This window comes from Arachnia propionica, from assembly GCF_037055325.1.
Lineage (GTDB): Bacteria > Actinomycetota > Actinomycetes > Propionibacteriales > Propionibacteriaceae > Arachnia.
On sequence record NZ_CP146373.1, the window covers coordinates 1,316,204 to 1,329,484 of the forward strand.

A 13,281-nucleotide genomic window follows, 5' to 3' on the forward strand; every position below is an offset into this window, starting at 1 on the left:
GATCAGAAACCGCCCATACCACCCATTTCGTCCATTCCCGGGGCGCCGGCAGCGGCGGGAGCCTTCTCGGGCTTGTCTGCGATGACGGCCTCGGTGGTCAGGAACAGGGCCGCGATGGATGCGGCGTTCTGCAAGGCCGAACGGGTGACCTTGGCCGGATCGATGATCCCGGCGGCCACCATGTCGACGTACTCGCCGGTAGCGGCATTGAGACCGTGACCCTTCGCCAGACCAGCGACCTTCTCCGCGATGACGCCGCCTTCGAGACCGGCGTTCGTGGCGATCTGGCGCAGCGGAGCCTGCGCAGCGGCGAACACGATGTTCGCGCCGACCAGCTCGTCGTCGTCCAGGCCCTCCACCTTGGCGGCCTTGGAGGCCTGCAGCAGAGCGACACCACCGCCGGGCACGATGCCCTCTTCGACGGCTGCCTTCGCGTTGCGGACGGCGTCCTCGATGCGGTGCTTGCGCTCCTTCAGTTCCACTTCGGTGGCGGCGCCGACCTTGATGACGGCCACGCCGCCGGCCAGCTTCGCGAGGCGCTCCTGCAGCTTCTCGCGGTCGTAGTCGGAATCGGAGTTCTCGATCTCGCGGCGGATCTGAGCGACGCGGCCTTCGATCTGGGCCTGCGCGCCACCACCGTCGACGATGGTGCACTCGTCTTTGGTGACGATGACCTGACGGGCCCGGCCCAGCAGGTCGAGGGTGACGGTCTCGAGCGACAGCCCGACCTCTTCGGCGATCACCTGGCCGCCGGTCAGGATGGCGATGTCGCCCAGCATGGCCTTGCGGCGGTCGCCGAAGCCCGGGGCCTTGACGGCGATGGACTTGAAGGTGCCACGCAGCTTGTTGACGATCAGGCCGGCCAGGGCTTCGCCCTCAACGTCCTCGGCCACCACCAGCAGCGACTTCCCGGACTGCATGACCTTCTCCAGCACGGGAAGGAGGTCCTTCAGGGAAGAGATCTTGGAGTTGACGATCAGGACGTAGGGATCGTCGAGGGTGGCCTCCATCCGCTCCGCGTCGGTGACGAAGTACGGGGAGATGTAGCCCTTGTCGAAGCGCATGCCCTCGGTCAGTTCGAGTTCCAACCCGAAGGTGTTGGATTCCTCGACGGTGATCACGCCTTCTTTGCCGACCTTGTCCATGGCCTCGGCGATGATCTCACCGACGGTCGGATCGGCGGCGGAGATCGACGCGGTGGCGGCGATCTGTTCCTTGGTCTCGACGTCGATGGCCAGCCCGGACAGCTCCTCGGCGATGGCGGCGACGGCGGCTTCGATGCCCTTCTTCAGGGCCATCGGGTTGGCGCCGGCGGTGACGTTGCGCAGCCCCTCGCGGACCATTGCCTGGGCCACGACGGTGGCGGTGGTGGTGCCGTCGCCGGCGACGTCGTCAGTCTTCTTGGCGACCTCCTTGACCAGCTCGGCGCCGATCTTCTCATAGGGATCGTCCAGCTCAATCTCCTTGGCGATGGAGACGCCGTCGTTGGTGATGGTGGGGGCTCCCCACTTTTTCTCGAGCACGACGTTGCGGCCCTTGGGGCCGAGGGTGACTTTGACCGCGTCTGCGAGGGTGTTCATGCCCCGCTCGAGGCCGCGGCGAGCCTCTTCGTTGAATTCGATGAGCTTTGCCATGGTGTTTCGGGAGTCCTCCCGTCCAGCCGGGGCGGGGCCCCGGAATCCTGTTGTCTTGTTCGGCAGGAACAGTGCCCGCGACGGACGGCCCTTGGCCTCACCAACCCTACCGGTAGCACTCGGGGGCTCCGAGTGCCAACTACATTTTTAGCACTCCACCAAGGAGAGTGCAAAGAACAGGCATGATGTTTCCGGTCCCCGTACCCTCACCAGCCCTGATCGACTGGCCAACAACACGAGGAGCATTGGCAATGAGCAGAACCCATCAGTACGAAATCGCCTTGACGTGGACCGGCAACCATGGCCATGGCACCAGGTCCTACAGCAGCTATGGCAGGGATCATGAGCTGTCCTCAGACGGTAGACCTGTCATCCTCGGGAGCGCTGACCCGGCTTTTCGTGGGGATCCAACGCGTTGGAACCCCGAACAACTCCTCGTAGCTGCCGTGGCACAGTGCCACATGCTCTGGTACCTGCATCTCGCAGCAGATGCGGGCATCAGCGTCATCGCCTATGAGGACCACCCCTGCGGTCTCATGACGGAGGACGGCATACGCGGAGGGGCCTTCGACCAGGTGACTCTTCGACCGCGGGTGACGATCACACCGGATGACGATCCAGAAGTCGCGCTGCGTCTGCACGATGATGCCTCCGCCACGTGTTTCATCGCTCAATCCATGCGCTTTCCCATCAAACACGAACCGGTAGTCAACCAAGCCCCGGGCACGATCCGCCCCGCCATGGCATCGGACTGTCCTGCGATGCTGGACTCATGTCTCCACCCCGATGAGCCGTGAGTCGAGCTGGTGGCTCACCACCGTGGAATCCCCTACGACCAAGCCGGCCTCCGGCGGGGGTTTCGTCGCCAAGGAGCTGTGACCCGCCCTGCCAGCTGGTCAGGGAAGCACCACCAGCGTGTGGTCGCAGCCCTCGAGTTCCTCGTCGATGATGGCGGCGATCCTGTCCCAATCGCCCCCGGCGAGACCTGCCCCGATCTTTGGGTAGCCGATCCGGGCGTCGGGGAAGTTCTTCGCGACGGCCCGGAAGTTCGAGCGGATAGCGTCGTAGTCGACGAGCGCCCCGCTGCCCCGGTAGTTGCCCTGGGTGTAGGCGTTGATGACGGTGAAGCGCACGTCGTCACGGACGATCTCCGCGCTGGTGTAGGTGCCGAGCTTCTCGAAGTCCCCCTTGATGGTGGCCCTGTCAGCGGCGAACGCCTCGGGCAGCCGGTCCCTGACGGCCCGGGCGATTCCTGCACCCATCGTGTTGTAGCAGTTGCAGCCGTGAATGATGACGTCGAATTCCCCCTCGAGGGCCAATGTGATCAGGTCACCGGTGACGGTCTTCATCTCAGCCGTGGAGCCTTCGGGCGGAGCGGGCGGCCTGGCGCTGGGCGCGCTGGCGGCGCAGCCGCTTGACCAGCAGCGGTTTGTAGTCGAGGGCCGCCGGGTCGTCTATGAGCGTGTTGAGCCGCTGGTAGTAGCGGGTAGTGGAGCAACCGAAACGTTCCATGATCGCCTGCTCCTTCGGAACTTCCAGGGTGAACCAGCGTTCCTCGAAGTCGAGCATTGCGGCATCGCGCTCGGCGAGTGGGGTTTCCAGGATGGCCTCGGTCATGGTGCCATGCTACGTGATGGTCCCCGTCTTAAATCACACGTGCGTGATTCGAGATGACCGGGCAGGCGTCGTCGAGTTTTCACAAAATGTCTGCGCCCCGACAGATTGTGCATGAGACTTGGACCAACCGGTTGTTCCGGGTTCACTGGTATGACACGTCCATCTGGAGGAAACGATGCTGGAACTGATCGGGGTACGCCAGCGCTACCCCTGGGGCACCAAGGACGCCATCCCCGCCCTTCTCGGTCGAGCCACCGACGGGCAGCCGTGGGCAGAACAGTGGTTCGGAGCCCATCCGCTCGGCGACTCCCCCACTCCGGACGGTTCAACCCTCTCGGAGCACTTGGCGCAGGAACCGGATCAGCTCGGCAAGGCTTCACTGATGACCTTCGGACGTCGGCTGCCGTTCCTGGTGAAGGTACTTTCCGCCGCCTCTCCGCTCAGCCTTCAAGCCCACCCCACCCGCCAGCAGGCCCGCGAGGGCCACGCCCGCGAGTCGCTGCTGGGGATCCCTCTGAATGCCTCCGAACGTTCTTTCAAGGACGACTGGCCCAAACCTGAGACGATTGTCGCCCTAACCTCGTTCGAGGCACTGGTCGGATTCCGCGATCCTTTGGTGACCGCCCAGTTATTCGAGGCGCTCGGGGTCGGTGACGCACTGGCCTCCGTGATCGGACCCCTCCGTGACAGGAGCGGCTCACCCGCCATCCAGGAGGTTTTCCTCGATGTCCTCAGCCTCGACGACCGCCGCCACCTCGTCGACGAGGTGCTGGGAGCTGCCGTGAACCATCTCGATGCGCCCGGCGAACTTGGCGTCTTCGCCCGCACAGCCGTGGAGATCGACGAATTTTTCCCATCCGACCCGGGTATCCTCGCGGCGCTGCTGCTGAATCGTTTCTCCCTCGAACCCGGCCAGGCGCTGGCGCTGCCCCCCGGCGTGATGCACAGCTATCTGCGCGGCACATGCATCGAGGTGATGGCGAACTCCGACAACGTGCTGCGCGGCGGCCTGACCGCCAAGCACATTGACGTAGACGCTCTCCTGCACGTCGTCGATTTCGCCCCGGGCTCAAATGATGTGTTGTTGCCGAGCGGGTCGGACGGGACCTACATCTATCCGACGAGTTTCGAAGAGTTCGAGCTGTGGCTGCTGCAACCCACCGACGGCGACACTCTGCAGCTCCCACGCGGGGATTCGGGCAGGATTTGCCTGGTTGCCTCGGGGTCATTCGAACTGACCGGTGATGCCGATCCGATCGTCCTGACAGCCGGACATGCCGTGTTCGTGGCTGCCGAAGAGGCCGTCGTGGCGCGGGGTGAAGGGCAGTTGTTCGTGGCTGCGACGGGAGTGTGATCCCTCACACCACCACCCCGACTTGGCCACATCGTTTCATCCGGGCACAATTGTGCCCACCTGCCTCCGTAGCTCAGCGGCCAGAGCGCTCGCCTTGTAAGCGAGTGGTCGAGGGTTCGACTCCCTCCGGGGGCTCCATTCATCCTTAACGCTGGACGTCCCGGGGTTCCGCTGGGTGATACTGAAGCATGACTTCTGAGGATGCGGTTCCTGAACGACCCGGCTGGCTGATCCTGTCCGCATGGTGTGCTTTCCTGTGCACGGTGCCCTCCGCTGTGTGGCGGGTGGCCATGATCATGGGATGGCTGCCAGGCACCTCAGAGCTTCGTGATCGCGAGTTGGAACAGGGCACCATCAGCGGCTACCTCTACGTCTACGCGCTGAGCATTGTCCAACTCAGTTTCGGTTTCCTCACCGTTGGTCTGGTACGCCCCTGGGGCGAACGCATCCGCGGCTGGAGGATTCCCCGCATCATTCCCACCCTGCTCGGGCTCCTCGGAGGGCTGGCAGCCACCTGGATCTTCAACATCGCCATGGTCTCGGCCATCGCCTTCGGACTCCGACCAGACGGAGGCACCTTGAGCGGTTGGCCCCTGGTCATCATGGTCTGGTGCTATCTTCCCCTGCTGCTCTGGGGCCCACTCGCGGTGCTGTCAGCGTGCGGCTACTGGCGGGCCCGTAGACCACCGAGATCCGTCCCGCCCCGAGCCGCACGGGCAAAACCGGAGAGCTCAAGCATTGAGGATTAGGACCTGCGACCGACCGCCAACCGAGAGATCCGCACACGGAACAGTTGAATCGGCGAGGCGGTTTCTAACGCTGCCATCGGCGCACGGAAGACAGAACCGGTCACTCACCCGGGCACCTGCCAGCGCATCTGGCTTCGACAATCAGAAGAACCCCGAGCACAATGGGCGTCCATGACTCCCGAGCCGAGCAAATGGGCGCGCATGATCGCCGCGGACCCCGACCATTCCCACCGCTACATCGAACGTTTCAAAATCATGGAAGCAGCCGGGCACGACCTCTACGGTGAGGCCCGCACCGTAGACGCCATGGCGCCGCGAGGTGCACGCATCCTGGATGCGGGATGTGGGCCGGGTAGGCACGCGGGCTGGCTCCACGAACGCGGCCATCACGTGGTGGGGGTGGACGTCGATCCTGTCCTGATCGCCGCAGCTCAGGAGGACCATCCCGGCCCGGTCTTCCTGGTGGGTGACCTGGCTGAGTTGGACCTTCCCGCTCGCGGTGTCGAAGCGAATTTCGACGTTATCTTGTCGGCAGGGAACGTGATGGGGTTCCTGGCTCCCTCGACCCGAGTGGAGACCCTACGTCGTCTCAGGGAACACCTGGCCCCCGAAGGGCGCGTGGTGGCCGGTTTCGGCGCGGGCCGCGGCTACGAGTTCACCGATTTCCTCGAGGACGCGCAAACCGCGGGCCTTTCCCCGGACCTGGCCTTCTCCACATGGGATCTGCGTCCCTGGCATCCGGGCAGCGACTTCCTGGTGGCCGTCCTCACCGCTTCGTGACGGATTTCCTGGGTTTCAGGATCGCGGAGCCGAGCACCACCACCAGCAGACCGATCGCGACGTACGTCGAGATGCGGGCATAGGCGTCGAGCAGACCAACCACCGGCTCCCCGATCTGCCAGCCGAACCAGAAATACGAGGCCAGCCAGAATCCTCCCGCCAGGAAGTCGTAGATAAGGAAACGTTTAAGGCTGAGCCCGGTCGCCCCGGAAAGCACGAAGACAACCGGCATGATGGGAAGTGGGATCGGCAGATAGGCGATGAAGAAGCCCCAGGGGCCGAGTTTCTCGGCCCAGCGCACAGCCCGGGAATAGTTGCGCGCTGCACGTTTGCTGCTGCCCGCCCAGATCTCGATCATCCCGTGACCCCACAGCTTCCCCGCCCACCAGTAGATCCAGTCGAGCTTGATGCTGGACAAGGCTGCAACCACCAACACCACTGGCCAGTGCGGCAGCCGCCCGACCCCTGCGAGCGCCCCGCTGGCGGCGACGGAAACCCGCCCGCCCGTAATCATGGCCAGCACCTCTGTGGCAGAGCCGAACAGCCAACCGCGCACTGGAAGCAGCGCCAGGCCGTAGACGCTGTAGATCCCGATCCACACCATGCACGCGATGTCCGCACGCCCTGGTTTGTGTTTCCAGGGCATACCATCGGCCTGCCACCACTCCTCGGTGGCCTGCTCCTCACCCTCGGTGTCGGAGGGCTCTTCGGTGGTTTCGGGTTCCTCACTCACCCGCCCGATGGTACGCGAGCATCTTCGGCAACCCCAGCTCCGGCAACGGGATTCCCGTCAAGAAGCGCACACCCTGACCGAGGGACTCGTCCGGGAAACAATGGGTCAGCCATCATGTGCGGGGCCGCGTCCCCAGGGTCCTACGGCCATCGCAGTGGCTCCCATGACCGACAGGGTACTCCGCCCCTGAAGCAGCCGCCGGTGAGATTCAGCCGAGGAAGGTGCGAGGATTCCGGATGTCGGCGGGCATACGCGAAAGATGGTCCTCGAGCGACAGCTGCGCTTCCTGCGCCGTCGCCCCTCGAACAGGCGGGCGACCTCCCCAGACACGATTGCACAAAGTGACCAGGGCCGGCCCGTCAACCAGTTCAATACCGACGTCCCGGGCATAGCCAATCGCTTTCTTTGAGAAAGTGGCTGTGGTCACCAGGATGAGGTGATTGGCTCTTTCGACCGCGTTGGCTCCGAAAAGTTTCTGAAGAATGGGACGCCCGACGGAACTAGCGGGCCTGAAGCATTTGCACTCGACCAAGATCTTTTCACCGCCACGAAACATCCTCAGGTCGAATCCACCATCCGCAACTGGAGGAGTGACCTCCACCCGGTATCCGAGGCAGCCATACAGCTTCGCGCAGAATTGTTCGAACTGCGTCGGATCTCCGGAAAAGCGACGATAGAGGCCATCGCTGGCTTCCCCCGTCCATCTCAACTGGGCCTGGCCGTTTATCCGGTTGAATTTTTCCGCCTCCTCGTTTGAAAAAGCGATCTTGTGGCCCATTCCACGCAACGCGATGACAAAGTCATAGAGACGCACCACGGACCGGGAAACCAACCGCCAGCGTCTGATTTCGAGTACCGAGAGCCCCCTGACCACGGCGTTATCCCGACATCTGAGGTCTCTCGTGCCGTCCTTCTTGGCCACCCGCCAGTGCGGATAGTCCAGGAGGAATGCTCCGACTTCGCGAAACACCCTGGCGGGTTTGACCCGGAATCCCCTCGGGATCGAGAGCCCGATTTCTGTTTCAGCGCGCAGTCTGCGTATTCCGGCCCGGATCGCGCCAAGAACCAGTAGCAGAACCCACCCGAGCAGGATGACAGCGCTTACCGCCCCAACCGGAATCAGAACCGGCGCCCCCGATTCGACGAAGGTCCTCAGAATCTGCAGAACTTGGTCGAGCATGTTTCCGCATTCCCCCAAAGATGTTCATAGGACGGAGGGAGCATATCCAGACGGATTCTTGGGGTCGGCGTACCCCTGGTGTTCTTCTCTGCAAGCGCTCCGGAACCGGTGGTCCAAGGCCCACCGAGGAACGCAGCCAACGGTCCGGAGAACCCTCAGGGAGCTCGCCGGACCCGCAATCTCCGCGCCGGGACGGTCACCCCCACACGACGGGGCCGTAGTCAGGGCAGGACCCGGAACAACCCAACAAAATGAGCGTGCCGCAGCGGGGCTTCCCCACGCCCTGTCAACGGAGGTTTCGCAGTCGCTGGTCCCCATCGATGCAAGTTTTCCGGACATTCTTTTTGCCTGAGGGTCCCCGATTCGGGGCGTAGGGCAACTGTTACTCTGTCCATCGAGGAAGAGTCACTTCCACCACTACGGATCGTCGGGCACGTACCTGCCCGTGGAAAGGAAATGTGGCATGGCCACTGTCAGCTACCGTGAAGCCTCGCGTATCTACCCCGGCTCGGATCGCGCCGCAGTCGACAAGCTCGACCTGGAAATCGCGGACGGCGAGTTCATGGTCCTCGTTGGTCCCTCCGGCTGCGGCAAGTCCACTTCGCTTCGCATGCTCGCCGGCCTCGAGGAAGTCAACTCGGGCTCGATCTTCATCGGTGACCGCGACGTCACCGACCTGCCGCCGAAGGACCGCGACATCGCCATGGTCTTCCAGAACTACGCCCTCTACCCGCACATGACCGTCGCCGACAACATGGGGTTTGCACTGAAGATGCAGAACGTCCCCAAGGCGGAGCGGGAGAAGCGGGTCAAGGAAGCCGCCCACCTGCTGGGTCTCGAGGACTTCCTGTCTCGCAAGCCGAAGGCTCTCTCCGGTGGTCAGCGGCAGCGCGTCGCCATGGGGCGTGCCATCGTGCGCCAGCCGCAGGTGTTCCTGATGGATGAGCCGTTGTCGAACCTCGACGCGAAGCTGCGGGTGTCCACCCGCACCCAGATCGCTGCGTTGCAGCGACGTCTCGGTGTCACCACCGTCTACGTCACCCATGACCAGGTCGAGGCCATGACGATGGGAGACCGGGTCGCAGTGATGAAGGACGGCATCCTGCAACAGGTCGATTCCCCACTGGCCTTGTATGACACTCCGAAAAACCTCTTCGTTGCTGGATTCATCGGCTCCCCCGCCATGAACCTCATGGAGGGCGAAGTTGTCGATGGTGGCGTCCGGGTCGGCGATTACGTGGTCCCCGTGGCCCGCGAGATCCTCGCGAAGGCCGGGGGCGAGACCAACCTGACCCTGGGTATCCGTCCCGAATCCTTCAAGATCGCCACCGATGGACAGGGCATCGGCCTGGACATCGCCGTCGTGGAGGAACTCGGCGCAGACTCCTACCTGTACGGCACGCTTGCCGGACTGAGCGAGGACGAGCTCGTCGGCGCCCAGCAGATCGTCGCTCGGGTCGGTGCCCGCCAGGCACCTGCCAAGGGGGATGTGGTGCGCCTCGCCGCCGATCCGGAAAGCGTGCACGTGTTCAGCAACGCCACCCAGGAACGCATTTCCTGAGGCACTTGGAAGGTAACGAGGTCCTGCACTCCATCCTGGGGCGCAGGACCTCGTGTTTTCAGCCCGGACGAGAAATCGTCCGAGAACCATCAGGCGGAACCTGGACGAACCCAATGAGATGGGTGCCCAGAACAACGCCCGGGTGCGGTAGCTTGGGGCCGGATCTGACGCCCCTGTACAGGAGACGGCTATGGCAGAACTCGGCACCTGGACCCGCGCGATGCGTTCCGGACTCGGAACGGACACCTCCCATAGGGCGGTCGTGCCTCCCATCCATCTCTCGACAAACTACGTCTTCGCGGCCCCCGGAGAACCGGGCGATTACGACTACTCCCGCGCAGGCAACCCCACCCGCGACCTCCTCTCGGGCGCCTTGGCAACCCTGGAGGGAGGCGCAGCAGCCACAGTGGTGGCGACGGGTCTGGCAGCCGTGACGCTGTTGGTCGAAGAGCTGGTCCCGGTCGGTGGCGTGGCGGTCTGCCAGCACGACTGCTACGGCGGGACCTGGCGGCTGCTGAACCACCACGCCACCCGGGGCCGCCTGGAGGTGCGATTCGTCGACTTCAACGACTCCACGGCCTTCGCCGCTGCTCTCGACGGCGCCTCGATGGTGCTCGCGGAGACCCCGTCGAACCCGCTGCTGCGGATCACCGACCTGGAAGCCGTCGCCGAGGCCACTCACGCCGCTGGCGCACAACTAGCAGCAGACAACACCTTCTGTTCACCTCTGCTGCAGCGCCCCATCGATTTCGGAGCCGACTACGTGCTGCACTCCACCACCAAGTTCATCAATGGACACTCTGATGTGGTCGGTGGGGCTCTGATCACCCGCGACCCCGAGGCCGCAGAACACGTGGGCTGGTTGGCCAACGCTCTCGGACTGACCGCCGGAGCCTTCGACTCCTACCTGACGCTGCGGGGGTTGCGGACCCTGGATGCGCGCATCCGGATGCACGCGCTCAACACCCAGGCGGTCGTCGACGCCGCACAGGGACATCCTGCTGTTGCCGCCCTGCACTGGCCAGGGCTGGAAACCCATCCGGGACACGATCTGGCAGCCAGGCAGCAATCCGGTTTCGGGTCACTGCTGAGTATCGACCTGGCGGGTGGTCGTCCCGCAGTCGAGCGTTTCCTGCAGGGGCTGCAGGTCTTCCACCTGGCGGAGTCCTTGGGCGGGGTGGAATCGCTGATATGTCACCCAGCGACCATGACTCACGCCGGCATGAGCCCAGAAGCCCGCGCGGTCGCCGGGATCGGCGACGGCCTGCTGCGTCTGAGCATTGGCCTGGAGTCCGCAGAGGACTTGGCTGCGGCTGTGTGCGAGGCATTGGAGAGGGCCCAGGGGTAACGCCGAGTCACCCCCGTGAGGTCGTGGGAACCTGTGTGGTTACCGCGATGCCATACCGACGCAGTCGGTGCTGACGATCACGTCCAACGTGGTCTACGGCAAGGCGACCGGTTCGTTCCCGTCGGGTCACAGGGCCGGAACTCCGTTCGCCTCGGGCGCCAACCCTGAAAACGGCGTGGACAACCACGGCATGCTCGCATCGATGCTGTCGGTGAGCAAGCTCGACTACTCCGATGCACTGGACGGCATCTCACTGACCAACACCATCACCCCGTCCGCCCTTGGGCGCACCAAGGACGAACAGGTCGACAACCTCGTCGGTATCCTCGACGCCGGTTTCGTCCCCGACGGCTGCTGCTGAAATCACCAACCCACTCCAGGAGAAGACAATGGCAATCAAAATTTTCGAGGACTCCATGGAGAATCCGGAGAAGTACCCGAGCCTGACGGTACGTGTTTCCGGCTACGCCGTGAACTTCGTCAAACTCACCAAGGAGCAGCAGCGCGATGTGCTGTCTCGCACCTTCCACCAGGGTTCCTGAGTGGTCCAGGTGACGGCATCGACCGCAGCCGACGGAGTCACGGGCGAATACCGCCCCCAGCCAGTGGCGTTGGAGGTCCCCCGGTTGCGGTCCGGTGGTTTCGGTGTGGCGGGCATCGACGTCACCGGCGTCGACGGTCCCGGCACCCGGATGACGGGTTCCTCTCGGGTTGCCCGCTGCGTTGTCTGTACTGCCACAACCCCGACACCATGTTCGCCGCCACGAGCCAGCCCGTGCGACTGGAGGACTTGGTGAACCGGTTGAAGCGGTACCGGATGATCTTCTGCACTACGGAGACGGCCTCACGGTCTCGGGGGGGTGAACCCCTGATGCAGCCCGCCTTCGTGGGCCGGCTGCTGCACGAGGCAAAACAGCTTGGCATCCACACCGCCATCGACACCTCCGGTTTCCTCGGCGTCAACGCCTCCGATGCGCTCCTCGACGACCTCGATCTGGTGCTGCTGGACATCAAAGTCCAGAATCCCCGAGGTCTACAGGAAAGCCACCGGACGGGAACTTCAGCCGACGCTGGATTTCGCACGACGTCTGTCGGAGCGTGGCACCGAGGAGGTGTGGATCAGGTTCGTGCTGGTTCCGGGCCTCACCGACGCCGTCGAAAATGTGGAGGCGGTGGCCGGGATCGTGGAGCAGATCTCCGTCGTGACGAGGGTGGAGGTGCTGCCCTTCCACCAGATGGGTCGCGACAAGTGGGCGACCCTGGAGCTGCCCTACGAACTGGCCGACACCTCACCGCCGTCGAAGGAACTGACCGAGCGGGTCAGGAACCAGTTCCGGGCGCGGGGAATCACCACCTACTGACGAACCACAACGCAGCCGCCCCTACCATGTCGGCATGATCTGCACCCTCACCGATGACTTCGACGCGGCAACCGTAGAAAGGATCCAGGCTCGCCTGGACGGGGTGGAACGCGACCACCGCGTCCGAGTGCTGTGGGCGGTCGAGTCCGGCAGCCGAGCCTGGGGGTTCCCGTCCCCGGATTCCGACTACGACTGCCGGTTCTTCTATGTGCGACGCCACGACGACTATCTGTCGCCGTGGCGTCCGCGGGACGTCATCGAGACCCCCTTGGACGGCGTGCTCGACGTCAACGGCTGGGACCTGATCAAGGCAGTCCGGCTCGCCGCGCGCAGCAACGCAACCGTCCTGGAGTGGTTGCGTTCACCGCTGGTCTACCGCGGACAGCCCGCGTTCGCCGAGGAGCTGCTGGACGTGTGCCGCGATGTAGTGGACCACAATGCCATCCGACGGCACTACTTCCACGCCGGCCGCGCCCACTGGAACCGTTCGGGCGCTGCGGAGGGCGAAAAGGTCTCCCTGAAGAAATTGTTCTACGCCATCCGCCCCGCGGCGGCCCTGCACTGGACGCGCACGCTGGGTTCCCCGGTTCCCCCGATGAACCTGTCGGCGCTGCTCGAGGAAGCGCCCCCGGCCGAGGACGTCATCGACGCGATCACCGCCTTGGTCCGGGCCAAGGCGGTCACCCGCGAACTCGGGGAGGGCGTCGTCCCGGAACCCATCCGCAGGTTCGTCCTGCACGAGTTCGGGCTGGTCGCAGAAACCGACGTTCCGCACCCGGGACCCGAGATCCGGGAGAGGGCGTCTGCGGCCTTCACCGATCTGCTCAGGCGATTCGCGCCGATCACAGGTACCGGGGTTTCTGCGAACGATCCTGATAATTTCTCTGCGACAAGTAAAATATCCTGTATTTGATCCACGAAGCCGAATTGGTAGCAGTACCACAAAAAACAGGTAATGTTGGTT

Annotated in this window: 14 protein-coding genes, 1 tRNA gene and 1 pseudogene; 11 read left to right on the plus strand and 5 right to left on the minus strand. The window is 64.1% G+C overall.

What is annotated here, in order from left to right; translation table 11 throughout:
- Positions 1-2 precede the first annotated feature (2 nt).
- Positions 3-1,634 carry a chaperonin GroEL gene (groL, locus tag V7R84_RS06095; RefSeq protein ID WP_338573137.1) on the minus strand — a complete coding sequence of 544 codons (1,632 nt, stop codon included), beginning with the start codon at positions 1,632-1,634 and terminating at the stop codon, positions 3-5.
- Between the two features lie 251 nt (positions 1,635-1,885).
- On the opposite strand from groL, the gene V7R84_RS06100 reads away from it, so the two are divergent.
- Positions 1,886-2,431, plus strand: coding sequence for an OsmC family protein (locus V7R84_RS06100; protein WP_338573138.1), 546 nt, complete (start codon positions 1,886-1,888; stop codon positions 2,429-2,431).
- Between the two features lie 99 nt (positions 2,432-2,530).
- On the opposite strand, the gene V7R84_RS06105 is transcribed toward V7R84_RS06100, so the two are convergent.
- Together V7R84_RS06105 and V7R84_RS06110 are read right to left on the minus strand one after the other, a co-directional pair.
- Positions 2,531-2,983: a hypothetical protein gene (locus tag V7R84_RS06105; protein WP_338573140.1), complete on the minus strand. Its 453-nt coding sequence runs from the start codon at positions 2,981-2,983 to the stop codon at positions 2,531-2,533.
- Position 2,984: 1 nt separating this feature from the next.
- The gene (locus V7R84_RS06110; protein WP_338573141.1) at positions 2,985-3,251 is read right to left on the minus strand and encodes a DUF3263 domain-containing protein; all 267 of its coding nucleotides are present in this window, start codon (positions 3,249-3,251) and stop codon (positions 2,985-2,987) included.
- A gap of 175 nt (positions 3,252-3,426) precedes the next feature.
- Between V7R84_RS06110 and manA the strand changes: the two genes are divergently transcribed.
- The 4 genes from manA to V7R84_RS06130 all read left to right on the plus strand — a co-directional run bounded on the left by manA (position 3,427) and on the right by V7R84_RS06130 (position 6,134).
- The gene (manA, locus tag V7R84_RS06115) at positions 3,427-4,605 is read left to right on the plus strand and encodes a mannose-6-phosphate isomerase, class I (RefSeq protein WP_338573143.1); all 1,179 of its coding nucleotides are present in this window, start codon (positions 3,427-3,429) and stop codon (positions 4,603-4,605) included.
- A gap of 62 nt (positions 4,606-4,667) precedes the next feature.
- Positions 4,668-4,743, plus strand: a tRNA-Thr gene (locus V7R84_RS06120).
- Positions 4,744-4,793: 50 nt separating this feature from the next.
- Positions 4,794-5,354 carry a hypothetical protein gene (locus tag V7R84_RS06125; RefSeq protein WP_338573145.1) on the plus strand — a complete coding sequence of 187 codons (561 nt, stop codon included), beginning with the start codon at positions 4,794-4,796 and terminating at the stop codon, positions 5,352-5,354.
- A gap of 171 nt (positions 5,355-5,525) precedes the next feature.
- Positions 5,526-6,134: a class I SAM-dependent methyltransferase gene (locus V7R84_RS06130; RefSeq protein WP_338573147.1), complete on the plus strand. Its 609-nt coding sequence runs from the start codon at positions 5,526-5,528 to the stop codon at positions 6,132-6,134.
- On the opposite strand, the gene V7R84_RS06135 is transcribed toward V7R84_RS06130, so the two are convergent.
- Positions 6,121-6,867, minus strand: a complete 747-nt coding sequence (locus V7R84_RS06135) for a DedA family protein (RefSeq protein WP_338573149.1) — start codon at positions 6,865-6,867, stop codon at positions 6,121-6,123. The genes V7R84_RS06130 and V7R84_RS06135 overlap by 14 nt on opposite strands.
- A gap of 208 nt (positions 6,868-7,075) precedes the next feature.
- The gene (locus tag V7R84_RS06140; RefSeq protein WP_338573151.1) at positions 7,076-7,789 is read right to left on the minus strand and encodes a restriction endonuclease; all 714 of its coding nucleotides are present in this window, start codon (positions 7,787-7,789) and stop codon (positions 7,076-7,078) included.
- A 721-nt stretch (positions 7,790-8,510) separates the two neighbouring features.
- On the opposite strand from V7R84_RS06140, the gene V7R84_RS06145 reads away from it, so the two are divergent.
- From V7R84_RS06145 to V7R84_RS06170, 6 genes and pseudogenes are all read left to right on the plus strand, one after another.
- A complete protein-coding gene (locus V7R84_RS06145; RefSeq protein WP_338573153.1) occupies positions 8,511-9,608 on the plus strand; it encodes a sn-glycerol-3-phosphate ABC transporter ATP-binding protein UgpC in 1,098 nt (365 codons plus the stop codon).
- Positions 9,609-9,798: 190 nt separating this feature from the next.
- Positions 9,799-10,956 (plus strand): trans-sulfuration enzyme family protein, encoded by a 1,158-nt coding sequence (locus V7R84_RS06150; RefSeq protein ID WP_338573155.1) that lies wholly within the window; start codon positions 9,799-9,801, stop codon positions 10,954-10,956.
- Between the two features lie 40 nt (positions 10,957-10,996).
- Positions 10,997-11,317, plus strand: a pseudogene (locus V7R84_RS06155) (glycine radical domain-containing protein); the annotation flags it as partial.
- 28 nt (positions 11,318-11,345) lie between these two features.
- Positions 11,346-11,498, plus strand: a complete 153-nt coding sequence (locus V7R84_RS06160; protein ID WP_412728091.1) for a glycine radical domain-containing protein — start codon at positions 11,346-11,348, stop codon at positions 11,496-11,498.
- A 209-nt stretch (positions 11,499-11,707) separates the two neighbouring features.
- Complete coding sequence (locus V7R84_RS15440; RefSeq protein ID WP_412728092.1) at positions 11,708-12,355, plus strand: hypothetical protein; 648 nt, start codon at positions 11,708-11,710, stop codon at positions 12,353-12,355.
- Positions 12,352-13,230 carry a nucleotidyltransferase domain-containing protein gene (locus V7R84_RS06170; protein ID WP_338573159.1) on the plus strand — a complete coding sequence of 293 codons (879 nt, stop codon included), beginning with the start codon at positions 12,352-12,354 and terminating at the stop codon, positions 13,228-13,230. Before V7R84_RS15440 ends, V7R84_RS06170 begins: the two co-directional genes overlap by 4 nt.
- The last annotated feature ends 51 nt before the right edge of the window (positions 13,231-13,281 follow it).

Coding starts and splice junctions, on each gene's coding strand:
- groL (WP_338573137.1), bottom strand. CDS start 1,634: ATGGCAAAGCTCATCGAATTCAACGAAGAGGCTCGCCGCGGCCTCGAG.
- V7R84_RS06100 (WP_338573138.1), top strand. CDS start 1,886: ATGAGCAGAACCCATCAGTACGAAATCGCCTTGACGTGGACCGGCAAC.
- V7R84_RS06105 (WP_338573140.1), bottom strand. CDS start 2,983: ATGAAGACCGTCACCGGTGACCTGATCACATTGGCCCTCGAGGGGGAA.
- V7R84_RS06110 (WP_338573141.1), bottom strand. CDS start 3,251: ATGACCGAGGCCATCCTGGAAACCCCACTCGCCGAGCGCGATGCCGCA.
- manA (WP_338573143.1), top strand. CDS start 3,427: ATGCTGGAACTGATCGGGGTACGCCAGCGCTACCCCTGGGGCACCAAG.
- V7R84_RS06125 (WP_338573145.1), top strand. CDS start 4,794: ATGACTTCTGAGGATGCGGTTCCTGAACGACCCGGCTGGCTGATCCTG.
- V7R84_RS06130 (WP_338573147.1), top strand. CDS start 5,526: ATGACTCCCGAGCCGAGCAAATGGGCGCGCATGATCGCCGCGGACCCC.
- V7R84_RS06145 (WP_338573153.1), top strand. CDS start 8,511: ATGGCCACTGTCAGCTACCGTGAAGCCTCGCGTATCTACCCCGGCTCG.
- V7R84_RS06150 (WP_338573155.1), top strand. CDS start 9,799: ATGGCAGAACTCGGCACCTGGACCCGCGCGATGCGTTCCGGACTCGGA.
- V7R84_RS06160 (WP_412728091.1), top strand. CDS start 11,346: ATGGCAATCAAAATTTTCGAGGACTCCATGGAGAATCCGGAGAAGTAC.
- V7R84_RS15440 (WP_412728092.1), top strand. CDS start 11,708: ATGTTCGCCGCCACGAGCCAGCCCGTGCGACTGGAGGACTTGGTGAAC.
- V7R84_RS06170 (WP_338573159.1), top strand. CDS start 12,352: ATGATCTGCACCCTCACCGATGACTTCGACGCGGCAACCGTAGAAAGG.